Source organism: Gottschalkia purinilytica, from assembly GCF_001190785.1.
GTDB lineage: Bacteria > Bacillota > Clostridia > Tissierellales > Gottschalkiaceae > Gottschalkia_A > Gottschalkia_A purinilytica.
In genome coordinates this window covers 82,260-99,152 of record NZ_LGSS01000006.1, presented here as the reverse complement: position 1 = coordinate 99,152, position 16,893 = coordinate 82,260, and the positions used below count along the sequence as shown (strand labels likewise).

Genomic DNA, 16,893 nt, shown 5'->3' with positions numbered 1-16,893 from the left:
TTACATTATCTACTTTTAAGGGGTTTATTATAATTATGTACTTTTATTTTTTATAATAATGATTTTGCATCATCAACGTATTCAACATCCCATCCTGGAATCTGACTCCCTAATCTTCTAAATTGACTTTTAGTTGTAATACTTTTTGAAACCAAATATCTTTGTTTAAAAGGTACTTCTATATATCTTCTTAGTAAAACTTCTAATATATCTGCTACTTGTGGAGTTGACGCTTTTAATTCAGATGCATCAATTATTAATTTATAATCATTGGTAGAAAATGTCTTTACAATTTTATTATAATCGTTTATAAATGATTTTCCATCCTCTTCAGTGAAAAATCCAGTTGCTTGTAAATGAATATACTTCTTCACATTATTCAAGTCCATGGTATAAGTAACATTAGCATTTTCATATTTTATCATTTTATATATTCCCCCTTCTAAAATGAGCTATGATTATTATATATTAAATTTGTGGAAATTAAAAGTTATTATTGGTATTTTATCAAAATATGTTTTAATTTAAATAATTTGTAATATTATGGTACATATCATTTCTCGACATTAAAATTATTTTTAAAATTTTTAATCTTCAATTATAAGTAAATAAAATATTAGTTGCATTTTTAGTATCTATTTTTAATATTATAGGTTATTGAATGACTATTTTTATAAATGGAAAATAAATTATATTTTCTATACCTTTGTTCCAATTTGATTAAATATTGGAAGTATAATATAATTAAGACAGTGGAGGTGATTGATTGATTAAAATCAAGAAGATCAAAGCCCTTGCTTTTATATTAATATTATCTTATATAATTTCATTTCTCATTAATGTTGATTATTATAGAGATTATATATATATATACTCAAATAATTATTCTCATAGATTATTATCTGTTGCACATATTTCTAAAACTGGATTCTCTTCAGCCTTAAATCATATAGATCATAAGAAGTTAAGTTTATCTCCTTATGAAAATGGACTTTATTATGAAAATCTAATACATGGATTCAGATTATATCCATGTCGTTATATATCTTTAAAAAATTCAAAACTTAATAATTTAATAAATTTTAAAGAAGAATTTTTTATGTCATATTTTCATGGGAGTAGTCATAAATGACTCATCTAGTTATTTATAAGTTATTTGACAATTGAATATGACTTATATGACTAGGAGGGATCGACTATTGAACCTTAAAGAAGTTTTCTTAGAAGTTATTTATGCGATACTACCAATAACTATAATTGTACTATTACTTCAAATGACTATGTTGAAATTTCCCAAAGATACCTTAATACAGTTTATAGCTGGTTCTATTATGGTTATGGGTGGATTATTCTTATTTCTCATTGGAGTAAAAGTTGGTCTATTAAAAGTAGGTGAACTAATTGGAAGTTCCTTAATGGAAAATGGTAAACTATGGCTAATACTACTTTGCAGCTTTGTTATAGGACTTGTTATTACAGTAGCTGAACCCAATGTACAAGTATTAGCAAATCAAGTTGATAATATATCTGAGGGAACTATTTCAAAAAACCTATTAATTGCTGTTGTAGCATTAGGTGTAGGTATATTTATCATAATATCTCTAATTAGAATTATATTTAATGTTCCACTTGCATACCTATTTGCAACTTGCTACGGAATATTATTCATACTTGCAAGTTTTACTTCACCAGAATTTGTTCCAATTTCTTTTGATTCTGGAGGAGTTACTACTGGACCATTAACAGTTCCCTTTTTCATATCACTAGGAGTAGGTATTACCTCTGTTACTCAAAGTAAAAAATCGTCAAATGACAGCTTTGGAATAGTAGGATTAGCTTTTATTGGACCTATTCTTTCTATGCTTATTCTAGGGGTGATATTCAAATGATACAGTCTATTTTTACGGGTTTTTCTACTATATTTAAAGACGTATTATTAGCTTTACTTCCTTTGTTTGCTGTATTTAGCTTATTCCAATTTTTCTGGATTAAGCTTCCAAAGAAGCAATACCTAAATATTTCAAAAGGTTTTTTGTTTACTTTCTTTGGTCTTGTTTTATTTCTCCAAGGAGTAAATATTGGTTTCATCCCTATTGGAGAATATATAGGTACAACTATTGGTTCTACGAGTTACAGTTGGGCGCTAATTCCCATAGGCTTTGTTCTAGGTTTTGTTGTAACATTCGCTGAACCTGCAGTTCGTGTATTAAATATAGAAGTTGAAAAGGCTTCATCCGGACATATTAGAAATGAAATAATGCTCTATTTCCTTTCTATAGGAGTAGCCATATCTGTAGCATTGTCTATGTTTAAAATTTTAAAAGGTATATCTCTATGGTATTTTATTATACCTGGATATATATTAGTTTTTATACTAACTAAATTCGTTGATAGTACTTTTGTAGGAATTGCTTTTGATTCTGGAGGGGTTGCTACAGGTCCTATGACAGTTACCTTTATTTCATCTTTGGCTGTAGGATTTGCTTCTGTATTAGAAGGAAGAAATCCTCTTGTAGATGGTTTTGGTATGATTTCATTAGTAGCTCTAACTCCTACTTTATCTATTTTAATCTTAGGGGTTTTGTATGAATTAAAAGAAAAAAGACGTAATGAGGAAACTAATCAAGAAAGTTAGTATAAAATAATAATACGGAGGGATTTAACAATTATGGAAGCTAATAATGAGTTTGATTTGATTGTTACGATTGTAAATAGAGGCTATTCTTCTGATGTAATTGACGCTAGTAAAAAGGCTGGTGCGGAAGGAGGAACTATTATTAGCGGACGTGGTTCTGGTATTCACGAGACAAAGAAGCTCTTTGGAATCTCAATAGAACCAGAAAAAGAAATAGTCCTAACTTTAATTGATAATAAAAAAACTGAGAAAGTTTTAAAAGAGATATCTGATGCAGTAGACATTAATAAGCCTGGAAAAGGTATTGCTTTTGTACTAGATGTTAAAAAGATAATAGGAATATGTCACTTGTTAAATAATCTTTAAAGATTATCTACTAATATAGTTATTTTTCAGATTTATAACTCTTTTGAAAATACTTCTATACTATGACTTTGTTCAAATGTATAAAAAGCTTTTGAGGTATCACATGATACTTCAAAAGCTTTTTTATATTAATAATACGTATCCAATATGTATCTTTAGATATTATGCATGTTTAATTTAAACTTTCTAATCATGTTATTAAGTTTTTCAGAAAGTTCAGATTGAGTTTGAGCCAATTTAGATACTCCTTCTATTGCATCTGTAGTTTGGTTTATACTATTTGTTATAGTATTTGAACTAACAGCCGACTGTTCAGATGTTGCAGAAACGCTTTGTATTGATTCTGAAATTTGCGATATAGTTTGTGCCATTGTTTGAGTTGATAGTTCAATCTCTTCTGACATATTGTTTACAATTTTAGAATCTTCTTCATAATCTGTACCTGTCTTTAAAAGTAATTCATAATTAGGTCTTACATTTTTTTCTATGAACCCTAAAATTTCACTTGAATTTTTAGAAAGATTATCAAAAGCTTGATGAACTTTTTCTACTATGTCTGTAATATTTGATACAGTTGTTGTTGATTGCTCTGCAAGACTACGTATTTCTTCAGCTACTACTGCAAATCCTTTACCATGCTCTCCAGCTCTTGCAGCTTCTATTGCTGCATTTAGAGCAAGTAAATTTGTTTGAGATGCTATATTTCCTATAGTTTCAGCCATAACTTGAATTTGATCTACAATTTTTCCAGCTTCTATTGCTTTAATTATTGTCTCATATTTTTCATTATAAATAATGTTTGCGTTCTCTATAGAGCTGGCTCCTTTATTCTTAACATTGATAGAACGACTAAATATCTCTTTTGCTAATTTACTACTGTTATTAGCTTTACTTTCCAAATCTTTAGTCATGATATTTATCTCTTCTGTTGAAGCATTGACTTCTTCTATTGTCGAACTAAGTTCTTCTATACCACTTGCAATGTCATTAGATGAAAGATTTATCTCTTCTATACTTGACAATATTTCTTCCATAGTGGCTGATAATTCTTGACTTGAAGAACTCACATCATTAGAACATGATGCTATTTCAAGTAATAACTCTCTTGTATTTTCTACTGCTTTATTTATGTACATACCTAATTCAGATATTTCGTCATTCCCATTAATATCTAATTTTTGCGTTAAATCTCCATCTCCAAATTTATTAGTAAAATTAATTATATTTTTTAACCTATTTGAAATATTAAATGATATTAAAAGTCCTAGTATTACAGCAAGACATATAGTAAATATGCCTATAACATTCGTAATGCTTACAGATTTTTTATAAATGCTTTCATTAGCTTTATCTGCTTCCTTAGCTTTTATAGTGTTTATGCTTAAAATTTTATCAAGTGAAGTAAACATTTTATCTCTAAATTCTTTTACTTCTGTAAAAGCTTCTTGTGCTTCTTTATAATTACTTTGCTTAATTAAATCAACAACTTTACTACTAGCTTGTCTATAATCATTTAACTCTTCCTTAAACTGATTTACTTTTTCTTTTTCTTCTGATGATAAATTCATTTTTTCAAATTCTTCTATATATTTATCATCTTCCTTTACATATTCATTAACCTTTTTTTCTACCTGATCAATCTGATCTCTATTTACTTCAAGAAGAATAAATAGTAAATTTTCATTTATTTCTAAAAGTACTTCTTTTATATTATGTGCATTTGACAGTGCCATAAAATTATCCTTATACATTGAACTACCATTGGAATCTATTTTTCTCATATTAATCAGTCCAATTGCTCCTATTATTCCTATAAATGAAGATATTATAAGAAAAGATATTATGAGCTTGTGTGATATTTTCAACCTATTTATCCACTTCATTTTTTACCTCCTTTGTTTATTTAATTTTTTATATATTTTCTTCTTGAAATAATAGACTATATCATTATAATATAAATCGGCTGTTAAAAACAATTTTTTGCATTTTTGTTGCGTTATTTACAAAATTGGATATTTTCATATTAAAGCGTCTATTTAAATATGAAAACTCCTTTCTGTCAAAATAATTATAAACAGAAAGGAGTTCTTATCTTCTTTTATTATTTCATTTTTATTTAATTCTTTCTAATGATACCTTTAAAGAGTGCCAAGGAAGTGCACAACATTTTACTCTTGCTGGCATGTTAGATATATTTCTTAAGTATATTGCATCTCCTAATATATTTAGTTGATCTTCATCTTCTACCTCTTTTTTTATCATACCTAGAAAAGTATTTAGTATATTCTCAACTTCATTTATATTTTTTCCTTTTATTAAATCAATCATTATAGACGTTGAAGCCTGAGAGATCGCACATCCAATCCCTGAAAATCCAGCATCTATAATAATATCTTCTTCTAGCTTTAAATGTAGTGTTATGTCATCTCCACAGCTTGGATTATGTCCTCTTTCTGATATAGTAGCATTAGGTATCTCTTTTTTATTTAATTGATTCTTGTTATGGTATCTTATTAACTCACTATATATTTCGTTAAGACTCATATCCTAGATACCCCCTAACTTTTTCAATTGCTTCTATAAATCTATCTATGTCTTCAAATGTATTATAAAAATAGAAGCTTATTCTACAAGTAGAGTTAAAACCCATAGATTTCATAAAAGGTTGTGCACAATGATGTCCTGATCTTATGGCTATATTGTACTCATCTAATATTGTGGCTACATCATGAGGATGAACGTCTTTTATATTAAAAGACACTATCCCAGTTCTATAGCTGGTATCATTACCACCATGTAATTCAATAAAATGTTTGTCTTTTAATCTACTTAAAGTATATTTTAATAATTCTTTTTCTTTATTTTCTACGTTTTCCATACCTATATTATTAAGATAGTCTATAGCTACTGAGAGAGAAACTACGCCTTCTACATTTTGAGTACCAGCTTCAAATCTATAAGGAATTTCTTCATATGTTGTTTTATAAAGGTCAACATACTCTATCATATCTCCCCCAAATAAAAATGGACTCATCTCTTTAAGTTTTTCAAACTTTCCGTACAGGACCCCTATTCCCATAGAAGCTAACATTTTATGACCAGAAAAAACTAGAAAGTCTGGATCAAGTTTGCTTACATCTATTTTTAAATGGGGTATACTTTGAGCTCCATCTATTATTACTGTTGCTGAAAATTCTTTTGCTTTTTTAATAATTTCTTCTACTGGATGTATTATTCCAAATGTATTACTTACATGGGATACACTTACTATTTTGGTTTTTTTGTTAATCTTACTTTCTATTTCTTCTTTTTTCAATTGACCATTCTTATCACTCATTATATATACAATTTTTGCTCCAGTTTTTTCTGATATCATTTGCCAAGGTACTATATTGCTATGATGATTTGTAATACCTAATACAATCTCATCTCCTTCTTTTAACTGATTTAATCCATATGAATAAGCTAAAAGATTCAAGGATTCTGTAGCATTTTTTGTAAATATGATCTCTTCTGATTTGCTAGCACCTATAAATTCTGATACCTTTTTTCTAGTTTCTTCGTATATTTCAGTTGCTTTTATACTTAAATAATGAGCTCCTCTATGAGGACTACCATTATAATTTTTATTATAGTTTCTAATGGCTTCTATTACTTGCTTAGGTTTTTGAGTAGTAGCTGCATTATCCAAATATGCAATTGTACTTCCATTAACTTCTTTTTGGAGGACTTCAAAGTCTTTTTTATAATTAATCATCTTATTTTCCTCCTAACATACGTCTAACATGCTTAACTATTTCTTCTCTCATTCGTTCATTTGGTAGTCTATCTAGTATAGGTTTAAAAGTAGATTCTACTATTAAAATCTTAGCAATATTTTTATCCAAGCCTCTACTCATAAGATAAAACATTTTATTATCATCTATTTGTCCTGCACTAGCAGCATGTTCTCCTATAACATCATCTTCTGTACAAAATAGTGCTGGTATGGCATGCGCTTTTACGTTTTTACTTAATAAAGTTACATATTCACTTTCTCCACCTCGAGATTTTTTACATCCTTTTACAAAGTTTATTGTACTTCTAAAAACTTTCCATGCATTATCAGAAAGTGCTCCTTTTGATTCTACATAGCCGTTAGTTCTTTTTCCTAAAAACTTAATATCATAACTAAAGTCCATTTTGTCATCTTCTGTTCCAGTATATAAGGATTTTATTTCACAAGAACTATTGTCCCCTATTAGTTCAACATTATAGTTAATTCCTTTTAGTTTAGACCCTAGCTGAATATCTATTATATTTACATTAGCATTTTCTTCTACGAAAACTACATTAGAGTCAAAATTTTCTGTGTTCTTTGAATATTTTTGTACCTTATATATATTTATATTACATCCTTTTTCAACATATATTTTTGTAAATCCATTATGAAATCCGTTAGTTTCATCATCTTCATATTTTATATATAAATCTAAATTACTATTCTCTCTACATACTATAAGATTGTGATCAATTATCATAGGATTCTTTTTATCTATACTAAAATCTATATTGACTTTGTTTTCTCTACTATTAGGAGAAACATCTATTAAGAATCCTGTATTTGAAAAATATTCTGATAATCTTAGAAATTTCTCACCTAGTCCATATCTTTTATTTGTATTTAAATATTTCATATATCTAATATCTAGATTCCTGATGCTGTCTATAATTCCATCAGTCTTCTTATCTAGAATAATATTTTTATTATATGATAAAACATCTTCTGGTAGTAATATCTCTTCCTTTATTCTTTTCCAGAAAGGATTTGGGATTGACTTATATTCTTGTAATTCTTTGTTTGTGAGTTCTCGTAACATTTTCATCACTCCTAACCTATAGTCCCTTCCAATTCTATATCTATAAGATTATTTAACTCTACAGCATATTCTAATGGTAGTTCTTTAGTTATAGGCTCTACAAATCCTCTAACTATCATTGATTTAGCTTCTTCTTCGCTTATCCCTCTACTCATTAGATAGAATATACTTTCATCACTTATTCTCCCTATTTTGGCTTCGTGCCCTATGTCTATATCATCATTATCTAAAGCTATTATTGGTAAGGTATCTGATTTAGACTCATTATCCAACATCAGAGATTCGCAATTTACAGAGGCTTTAGCTCCAACGGCATTCTTTGAGACTTCTAAAAGACCTCTATAAATTGCAGTTCCACCCGATTTAGATATGGATTTTGAATTTATAGTACAAGATGTTTCTGGTGCAGCCATTAATACTTTTGCTCCAGTATCTAATATTTGACCTGTAGATGCAAAAGTTATTCCAGTAAATTCTGATTTTGCTTTTCTTCCTTTAAGAATACTCATAGGGTAAAGCATTGATATCTTTGATCCAAATGATCCTGAAACCCACTCTATTATTCCATTCTCTTCAACTAGTGCTTTTTTAGTATTAAGGTTATACATATTTCTTGACCAGTTCTCTATAGTAGAATATCTTAATCTTGATCCTTTTTTTACAAATAGTTCTACTGCACCTGCATGAAGATTTTGAACAGAATATTTTGGTGCTGAACATCCTTCTATAAAGTGAAGACTAGCACCCTCATCGACTATTATTAATGTATGTTCAAATTGTCCTGCTCCTTTTGCATTAAGTCTAAAATATGATTGTAATGGAATATCTACATCTACACCTTTTGGTACATATACAAATGATCCTCCTGACCATACTGCTCCATGTAGTGCTGCAAATTTATGTGTTTGAGGAGTTATAAGAGTCATGAAATGTTTCTTTACTAATTCTTCATATTGTTTAATTCCACTTTCCATATCAAGATAAACTACTCCTTGTTTTATCAAGTCTTCTTTAAGATTATGATATACAACTTCAGAATCATATTGAGCTCCAACTCCTGCAAGTGATTCTCTTTCTGCTTGTGGAATTCCTAATCTTTCGAAAGTATCTTTTATATCTTCAGGTACTTCATCCCATGAATGATTCATTTCAGTATCAGGTTTTGCATAATGAACTATATTATCTATATCTAAATCCGAAAGATCTGGACCCCATTTAGGTATTGGCTTACTATTATATATCTGAAGAGATTTTAACCTAAGATCCAGCATCCACTTTGGCTCATCTTTTTGTCTTGATATTTCTTTTATTACTTCTTCACTGAGTCCTTTCACTGTAGTAAATCTATGTCTTTCTTCATTAGCTATGTCATATATGCTTCTATCTATATCTTCAACATAAGTCTTTTTTCTATCTTCCATTTTTATCTCTCCTTATTGACCTAGTTGCTTTTTAAAATTCTCATATCCCATTTTTTCTATGTCCTGTGCAAGTTTTACATCACCTGTAGTTACTATCTTTCCGTCTACTAGTATGTGAACATAGTCTGGATTTAAATAGTCTAATATCTTATTGTAATGTGTTATTACTAAGAAAGATTTTTTACCATCTGAAAAGTTTTTTATTCCTTCATATATTATTTTTACAGCATCTACATCTAATCCTGAATCTGTTTCATCCAGTATAGCCAATTTAGGGTCTAATATAGACATTTGTAAAATTTCATTTTTCTTTTTTTCTCCTCCAGAAAAACCTAGATTTAAATATCTATCCTTATAATCATGTGGTATCTTGAGTAAATCCATCTTTTCTTTAAGTTCTTTTTGAAATTCCATTATTGATATGAACTTTTCAGAAATTGCCATCTTAGCAGTTCTTAAAAAGTTTTCTACTGTTACTCCTGATATTTCCTCTGGATATTGAAATGAAAGAAATATACCTTTCTTCGCTCTTTCATCTACTGGAATATCATTTATGATTTGGCCTTCAAAATTGATACTACCACTATTTATCTGGTATTGTGGGTGACCCATTAATACATTTCCAAGTGTTGATTTTCCTGCACCATTAGGTCCCATTATTACATGCACTTCTCCTTGGTTTATTTCTAGGTTAAGTCCTTTTAATATATCTTTCTCTTCTATAGATACTACAAGATCTTCTATTTTAAGTAGTGGACTACTACACATATATATCTACCTTCTTTCTGATAATGATTTTCATTATTATATACCCATGTATCATTTATATTACTCACATTTTACAAGTTCGTATAAAATAATTTATATATTTTAAAATATTCCATTACAACATCAGAAATCATAATGAAAAGATAGTTCTACTTTTGAAAATGCTTGAATCTTAATTAATGTATTTGAATGCTTTAATTGTTTCTGTTGAGATCTAGTTTATTCAAATAAAAAACCTTATAAATATACTTAAATGATTTAAGTACATTTATAAGGTCACAATTATAGTATTCTTTTTTATATTAAGATCATATATATTATTTTTATATTTTTACGAGCACAACATATAATTTATTTGATCTGATAGATTTAAATTTTTAATATCCCATTTTCTCATTGGACAGTCAATTACCTCATAAGGTATATTGAGCTCTTTTATAAAGTTATAGAACTTTTTATCCAACCATGGTGGTGTCCAAGCTCCAGACCTACAAATATGAATTACTGTGATTTCTTCATTTTCATTTTCTTTTATACTCTCTAAATTTGCAAAATCCAAACTATATTTTTTACTTATTTCTTCAAAATCTTCTTGTTTTTCAAATGAATATGGACTATATATGATATGAGCTTTTTCTATAAGATTATTTTTGAGTAGTTTCCCTAGCCAGTTAGAACAATTAGTTTGAAAATAAATGGAATCGCAACTTCCGTATCCTAAGTCGGAATGTGCATCAAAAGAATATACACATTGGCATGAATGGTCTATTGCTAATTTATACGATAATTTATGGGATTCAGAAACATATACTTTTACATCTTTATTAATTCTAAATTTTTTACGTATTTTACTCCAAAAATCATTTACTTCATTACTTACATCTACTATTTTTTCTATATCTTCTCCATGAAATTTACATTCTAAATATCTACGGTACCATTGATCGTTTATATTGTTTTGATTTTCAAGATAAGAACCATTCCACTCATTTTTCATCGGTATAAAATAGTCCCAATCAATACTCAAAAGACCTTTTTTCCTCATAAAATCACCCCATTAAATTTAATTATCTTATGAGTAGTGCTTATAAGGTAGTACTAAAAAAGATATATCTTATACATAACTTTATAGTATACATAAAAACTTATCAATCTCTATTAGTAGTCCAATAACTAATATTTAAAGAGTAGAGTTTTATCATCAGTGTTTATAGTAAATTTTTAACTATTTTTATGATTTTAATCTGCATTTCTTACTATGATATGTAATAAATCACAATATATAAAGTACGGTATTATAAAAAATTTTTATATTTCTTATATTAGTCAATATCGTAAATATTAAATAAAAATTTTAATAAAATTCATATAGTTTTATTTTATAAAGAAGCTTTTCTAAATATATAAATATAAAACTCCTTTCTATTAGAATTAAATATCATTGAGAAAGGAGTTTATATTAATATAATTAATAATTTATACACTAGCTAATAATCTACTTGATTCATATTCTTTTAAGTATCCTTCATATACAACTTTAAGCTTTTCACATTTTATAAAATCTTCTAAAGTAATAAGTTCAACAGGTTTATCAAATAAATAAATATTACTATTTTTTAAGACCGTCGATACAAATTGAGAACAAAAAAAGTGATTTTTTCTTTTAATCTTAATGTTCAAAGGAATTCCTACTATTCCTAAAAGATTATATCTATAATTGTTACTATTAAATTTAAAAGCTTCTATGTTTTCTTTTAATTTATTATATTGTTCATCTGAAATTTCCAAAGAGTACACTGCACATATAGTATCTGAAAAGATAGAATACACACCTTCTTTAATGTCTTCTTTAACAAAACCTGCTATAAAAGGGTTCCTAGGAACTTTTCTACCAAAGCTATATAATTCTGTTAGATCCTTATCTAACGAGATAGATGCATGAGAATATTGTATCTTTGTATATAATCTTATTAATTTGCTTAAAAGAGTTCCTGTATAAGTTAATAATATATATACCTCTTTAGATTTACCCTTTTTCAAGTATACTCCCCCCTACATTATAACCTAAATAATATTTTAATGATTTTTAGTAAAATTTCAAATTACATTATTTTAATTTAAACTCAATTTCTCTATATAGACGGTATATTTTTTAATAATACTTTAATATCTTATATATAAATGTTATTTTTTTAGCATTTCATATTTTATAATATAGAAGTCTTTTCATACAACAAGTAACAATTTACATGTAAATAATACAATGTACAGATTCTGTATTAAATATACAAAATAATAAAAGTTAGAATGAACTTTATATAGTTATTAATTCATTCTAACTTTTAAAATTAGATCAAAACTATTAAACTTTAAGATAGTTGCTTTATTGATTATATCAAAATTAATAACTCAAATCCATTGTTCTCTATCTTAATTTTTTCTTAATTTTTTCTTTACTTTATTTACATATAAAAATGTCACTCTATCTGTAATAATTACACTCAGTATCATAGCAATTATAGTACTTAATAGGTCCATTTTATTTAGACCAAGTATTAGAATAGCTATACCAATTAATATCCAATGGATTACAAAAATTTCTGTTACATATCTACTCCAAAAATACATAATAGACTTAATAGCCTTTGGAATTTTATCTTTTACATAATTTAATATGGTAGTCCAAATTAAAACTATTGAAGTAAACATACAAACACCTAATATTCCATGTCTATAGTAATTCCCCTCATCTTTTAATCCTAAGTCAATACTTGGATTGTTATACATATATACTGCACCTATAACAAAAACAACTATAGACAATATAGCACTTATATTATAAAGTCTATCTTTATTTTCTGTTCGTATTAAAAAGTATCCAAAGAAAGCTCCAAAGAGTGGATAAACTATCCAAGGAAAGAATGGGAAATATATATAATATTCAGTTCCAAATAACGGATAAGTAAGTAAATCAATAGCGAATATACCACTTTTAGCTCCCCATAAAAAAGGAGAAACAATAGATACTAGTATCCCTATTATTGGATAAAAAATAATATTTGTATTTAGTTTTTTAAGTATGGCAATGAATATAAGTGCCAGCCCAGCAAATTGAAGAATATCAAAATCAAGAGTATTAAGAACAGAAGTATAATTTGGATCTCCTGCTTTAATTATATTAAGATAAACGCCTAGATAATATGGTATGGTACTACGAAATATATTATGTACATATCCTCCAATAAATAAAAATACTCCTCTTTTAACTAGCTTAGATGGAGTTTGTCTTTTTGAATATATAGTTCCAATTCCTAAGAGAAACATAAATACAGGTGCAGCTGGAGGTGATCCCAAGAATTCTATAAATACTCCAAACTTTGAATAATAAACTAAATCTGTAGAAAAGGTTTCAAGAATGTGAACTATAATCATAAATAAAATCGCAAATCCTCTTGCAAGATCTAGTTCTTCTTGTCTACCATCATTTAATAATTTTTCTGATGTGTCTACTATTGCAGACCCTGTCTTTACCACTAATTTCTCCCCCTTAAACGCTTTTAATTTATTAAGTTATAAAATATTTTAATAACTATAGCAAATTTAGAGACAATTAAAGTGTAAAAATTATAATATTGACATAATTTATTTAATTATGGCAGATAAATTATTTTATAACTAATTTGTATATTTTATCCTATAAAAATCAAAGTGTCAACAAATGCATACTTTTATATATAGTTATAATAGTTAAAAATTAAAATATATACTTTTTTCATTTTGATTCTTGTTTATATTACAAGAAATAAAATCATTAAATAATAAAAAAAGCTATAGTAAAACTTTACTATAGCTTTTTTTTATTATTTCCTAAGTATTCCCCAGGAAATATATTTTTTCTACTTTATTTTTTATTATAATTAATGCTTTAAATGACTACTTATTTCTTTAAGCTTTTCTTCACTAACTCCAAATGCTTTTCCTAATTTACCTTTTGAAGGAGTTTCTACATAAATTTCATCTGGCTTAATCATATTAATAGCATTCTTAAATTTCTGAATAGAATCATAATCATCTGAATAGTTTTTTAATATAGTTATATCAAGTATAAATTTCCCATTATATTGATTGTTGAATTCTTCCATATTAGATATATAGTTTTCAAGAGTATATCCATTTATAGGTCTTTGTAACTTCTGAAAGTCTTTTTCATTAGTTACTGCAAGTTCTCCAATTATTTCATCGCATTGATTTAATATGTGTTTAAATTCTTCAATATTAAATATATAACCATTAGATAATAGTTTTACATTAGCCTTATACTTTTTAATTAAGTTTATAACATCTAAGATTCTGTTATTTGCAAGTGATTCTCCATCTGGATTGATAAAAACAATATCAATTTTTTCAGTTTTAAGTATAGCTTCAAGTCTTTTTATAAAGCTTTCAGTTTCATTAAAGCTAAATGTCTTATCAGTTTTAACTTTAGTTCTTCCTAATGGACAAAAAACACAGTCAAAGCTACAGTAGTTTTCTGAAAGAGGATTTATATCTAACGTTCGTCTACCATTTTTATCAAGATATACATCACTTATTGAAAATGGATTCATCTTATCACCACCTATACTTTTATGTTTAATTATTAATCTACAATTTGTGTATATTGGTAATTCTTATTTTGTAGTTTTTTATATTACATTGTCTTAATATATTATCATATTTATTATATCTTTTACTATAATATTTAAGTAGTGATGTATTATTAGTCTTTCTTCTTAATCTTTGCCATCTTTCCACCTAAATCAAATATTTGATGACTTCCACCTTCCTTAATTGCTTGTTGAATTAAATTATCATTAACTATAACAGCACTTGCTAGAGTGTTCACTCCATAGTCAAACAAAATAGGAGCCACAGGTACACTTGGTCCAACTAAAATTACCTTTGCATTCTTTGATAATTCAAGTAATCTTGGTAACGTTTTATTTGCTAATGTGCTTCCTGTTATAAAAACAAAATCTTGATTTTTTAATATGTATTCACAAGCACAATCTGGTAAATCACCTTTGCTAGGTCTTCTTTCTAATATAGACAAGTTACATATAGATTCTATTTTTTCTAAATCTGGAAAATGCCCTATAACAGCTACATTCTTACCTCTAATTTCATCTATTGATTCTGTAAATATATCATTTTTTCTACCTTCCGAAAAGTTTGCTCCTAATTTTTCTGCATGCTCAACTGTATTGTAGAAAGAGTTTATAGCTGAAAGACCTAAGCTTGCTTCTGTAAAATTCCATGACTTAACATAAGTTGATAATTCTTTTAGTCTCATCCCTTTAATTTTTCCTAAAATACTACTCTCTCTTAGACCATCTCTAAAAGTCAAAGCAATTCCAGAGTTTTTCCCTTTTATATACGTCCATCTAAGTCCCATTATACAATCTTCAACATATATATCTTCTGGTATAGGTTCTATTAATTTATCATAAATTTCCCACATATTAATCTCCTTTAATACTAATTAATTATTTTATGACATCTTTTCATCTATATGAATAATTAGCTCTTTATATTCGCATAGAATATCAATATTAAATATTTTCATTCTGACAACAACATTCTAGTTTCATGATTTGTGAATATATAAATATTTATGATAATATATGATTCCTATAAATTTTCTTTAAAATCTACTTGAATTTTAATAGTATTTATTTATTCTTTAATAGAATTAATTCTGAGTAAGTATTTGTTTTGAAAGCTATTTCTTATGAGGTGAATTATAACTAAGTATCAGTTAATATCATTCATTATTTTGAGTTGCTAATCATAATTTATAATGCCATATATTTAACGTTATGTTTTTATAAGTATATCGTAGGTAAAAAAATAATACTTTATTGTATATATTCTTATTATCTTGATTGAAAAAATATCAATTATATTTTAAAGCTATTATATTTAAATAATATCACCAGTATTGTAAAAAATCAAAATATATTAGGTTTTAATGTCTAATAATTTATTGCTTTTATAATTATTTACTAATTTTATCTTAACGTATATTTATCTGTTCTATATTTTATTTTACTATCCTAGAAGAATCTCTAACATTTTACCTTTATTATTTAAAAAAGCATGCATAGTCTCATAATGATCTGTTTCCTCATATCTAGTTATTTCAAATCCATTCTTTATCTGATATATAATTGAGTTAGGATATGCCATTATAATTGGCGAATGCGTAGCAATAATAAACTGATATTCTTGTCTAACTAATTCATGTATCCTAGTAATCATAGTCATCTGTCGTGAAGGAGATAATGCTGCTTCTGGTTCATCTAATATATAAAGTCCTTGACCACTAAATCTATTTATAAAAACTGAAAAAAATGATTCACCGTGAGATTGTTCATGTAGAGAACATCCACCATACGAATCTATGATTTTAGGCCCACCAACGTCTTCATCAAGTTCCTCAATAGTAGTTGCAAGATTATAGAAGCTTTCTGCACGTAGAAAAAATCCGTCCTTAGGTCTTTTAATTCCTTTAACCATTTTAATATGATTGCAGAGCTCTGAATGAGAAGCTCTTGAAGAAAAATTGAAGTTCCTTGTACCTCCTTCTGGATTAAAACCATAGGCTGTAGCGATTGCTTCTAAAATAGTTGACTTTCCCATTCCATTTTCACCTACAATGAATGTAACATTAGGATGGAATTTTAGATTTGATAAGTTTTTAATAGCAGGTAAGTTAAATGGATATTTTTTAAAAGATTTTATCTTTTCTCTATTTAGCTGTATACTTCTTAAGTATTGATTTTTATCTGTGAGTTCCAATACA

At 27.0% G+C, this 16,893-nt stretch carries 16 protein-coding genes; 3 read left to right on the top strand and 13 right to left on the bottom strand.

Annotation, left to right across the window (positions count from 1 at the left end; translation table 11 throughout):
* Window positions 1-50: 50 nt before the first annotated feature.
* Entirely contained in the window at window positions 51-425 is a 375-nt protein-coding gene (locus CLPU_RS08040; protein ID WP_050355145.1) for a hypothetical protein, read from the bottom strand.
* A 774-nt stretch (window positions 426-1,199) separates the two neighbouring features.
* On the opposite strand from CLPU_RS08040, the gene CLPU_RS08030 reads away from it, so the two are divergent.
* From CLPU_RS08030 to CLPU_RS08020, 3 genes are read left to right on the top strand one after another with little or no spacing between them, the layout of a single operon-like run.
* Complete coding sequence (locus tag CLPU_RS08030; protein ID WP_200898532.1) at window positions 1,200-1,889, top strand: DUF1538 domain-containing protein; 690 nt, start codon at window positions 1,200-1,202, stop codon at window positions 1,887-1,889.
* Window positions 1,886-2,635 (top strand): DUF1538 domain-containing protein, encoded by a 750-nt coding sequence (locus CLPU_RS08025; protein WP_050355142.1) that lies wholly within the window; start codon window positions 1,886-1,888, stop codon window positions 2,633-2,635. Before CLPU_RS08030 ends, CLPU_RS08025 begins: the two co-directional genes overlap by 4 nt.
* 33 nt (window positions 2,636-2,668) lie before the next feature.
* Window positions 2,669-3,001, top strand: coding sequence for a P-II family nitrogen regulator (locus CLPU_RS08020; protein ID WP_050355141.1), 333 nt, complete (start codon window positions 2,669-2,671; stop codon window positions 2,999-3,001).
* 155 nt (window positions 3,002-3,156) lie between these two features.
* Here the strand turns inward: CLPU_RS08020 and CLPU_RS08015 are convergent, their stop codons facing one another.
* The 12 genes from CLPU_RS08015 to CLPU_RS07960 form a co-directional block, all read right to left on the bottom strand.
* Window positions 3,157-4,884, bottom strand: coding sequence for a HAMP domain-containing methyl-accepting chemotaxis protein (locus tag CLPU_RS08015; RefSeq protein ID WP_050355140.1), 1,728 nt, complete (start codon window positions 4,882-4,884; stop codon window positions 3,157-3,159).
* Window positions 4,885-5,113: 229 nt separating this feature from the next.
* Window positions 5,114-5,545, bottom strand: coding sequence for a Fe-S cluster assembly sulfur transfer protein SufU (gene sufU / locus CLPU_RS08010; RefSeq protein WP_050355139.1), 432 nt, complete (start codon window positions 5,543-5,545; stop codon window positions 5,114-5,116).
* Window positions 5,535-6,758, bottom strand: coding sequence for a cysteine desulfurase (locus CLPU_RS08005; protein ID WP_050355138.1), 1,224 nt, complete (start codon window positions 6,756-6,758; stop codon window positions 5,535-5,537). The genes sufU and CLPU_RS08005 overlap by 11 nt, the downstream gene beginning before the upstream one ends.
* A gap of 1 nt (window position 6,759) precedes the next feature.
* Window positions 6,760-7,860 (bottom strand): Fe-S cluster assembly protein SufD, encoded by a 1,101-nt coding sequence (sufD, locus tag CLPU_RS08000; protein ID WP_050355137.1) that lies wholly within the window; start codon window positions 7,858-7,860, stop codon window positions 6,760-6,762.
* A gap of 11 nt (window positions 7,861-7,871) precedes the next feature.
* Window positions 7,872-9,281: a Fe-S cluster assembly protein SufB gene (gene sufB / locus CLPU_RS07995; protein WP_050355136.1), complete on the bottom strand. Its 1,410-nt coding sequence runs from the start codon at window positions 9,279-9,281 to the stop codon at window positions 7,872-7,874.
* Between the two features lie 12 nt (window positions 9,282-9,293).
* Complete coding sequence (gene sufC / locus CLPU_RS07990) at window positions 9,294-10,049, bottom strand: Fe-S cluster assembly ATPase SufC (protein ID WP_050355135.1); 756 nt, start codon at window positions 10,047-10,049, stop codon at window positions 9,294-9,296.
* Window positions 10,050-10,380: 331 nt separating this feature from the next.
* Entirely contained in the window at window positions 10,381-11,094 is a 714-nt protein-coding gene (locus tag CLPU_RS07985; protein ID WP_050355134.1) for a hypothetical protein, read from the bottom strand.
* A 431-nt stretch (window positions 11,095-11,525) separates the two neighbouring features.
* Window positions 11,526-12,089, bottom strand: coding sequence for a hypothetical protein (locus CLPU_RS07980; protein WP_050355133.1), 564 nt, complete (start codon window positions 12,087-12,089; stop codon window positions 11,526-11,528).
* Between the two features lie 390 nt (window positions 12,090-12,479).
* On the bottom strand, window positions 12,480-13,583 hold the full coding sequence (locus CLPU_RS07975; protein ID WP_050355132.1) for an acyltransferase family protein: 1,104 nt from the start codon (window positions 13,581-13,583) through the stop codon (window positions 12,480-12,482).
* Between the two features lie 383 nt (window positions 13,584-13,966).
* Window positions 13,967-14,656, bottom strand: a complete 690-nt coding sequence (locus tag CLPU_RS07970; protein ID WP_050355131.1) for a radical SAM protein — start codon at window positions 14,654-14,656, stop codon at window positions 13,967-13,969.
* 152 nt (window positions 14,657-14,808) lie between these two features.
* Window positions 14,809-15,549 carry a DUF364 domain-containing protein gene (locus CLPU_RS07965; RefSeq protein ID WP_050355130.1) on the bottom strand — a complete coding sequence of 247 codons (741 nt, stop codon included), beginning with the start codon at window positions 15,547-15,549 and terminating at the stop codon, window positions 14,809-14,811.
* A 590-nt stretch (window positions 15,550-16,139) separates the two neighbouring features.
* Window positions 16,140-16,889 (bottom strand): AAA family ATPase, encoded by a 750-nt coding sequence (locus CLPU_RS07960; protein WP_050355129.1) that lies wholly within the window; start codon window positions 16,887-16,889, stop codon window positions 16,140-16,142.
* Window positions 16,890-16,893: the final 4 nt, after the last annotated feature.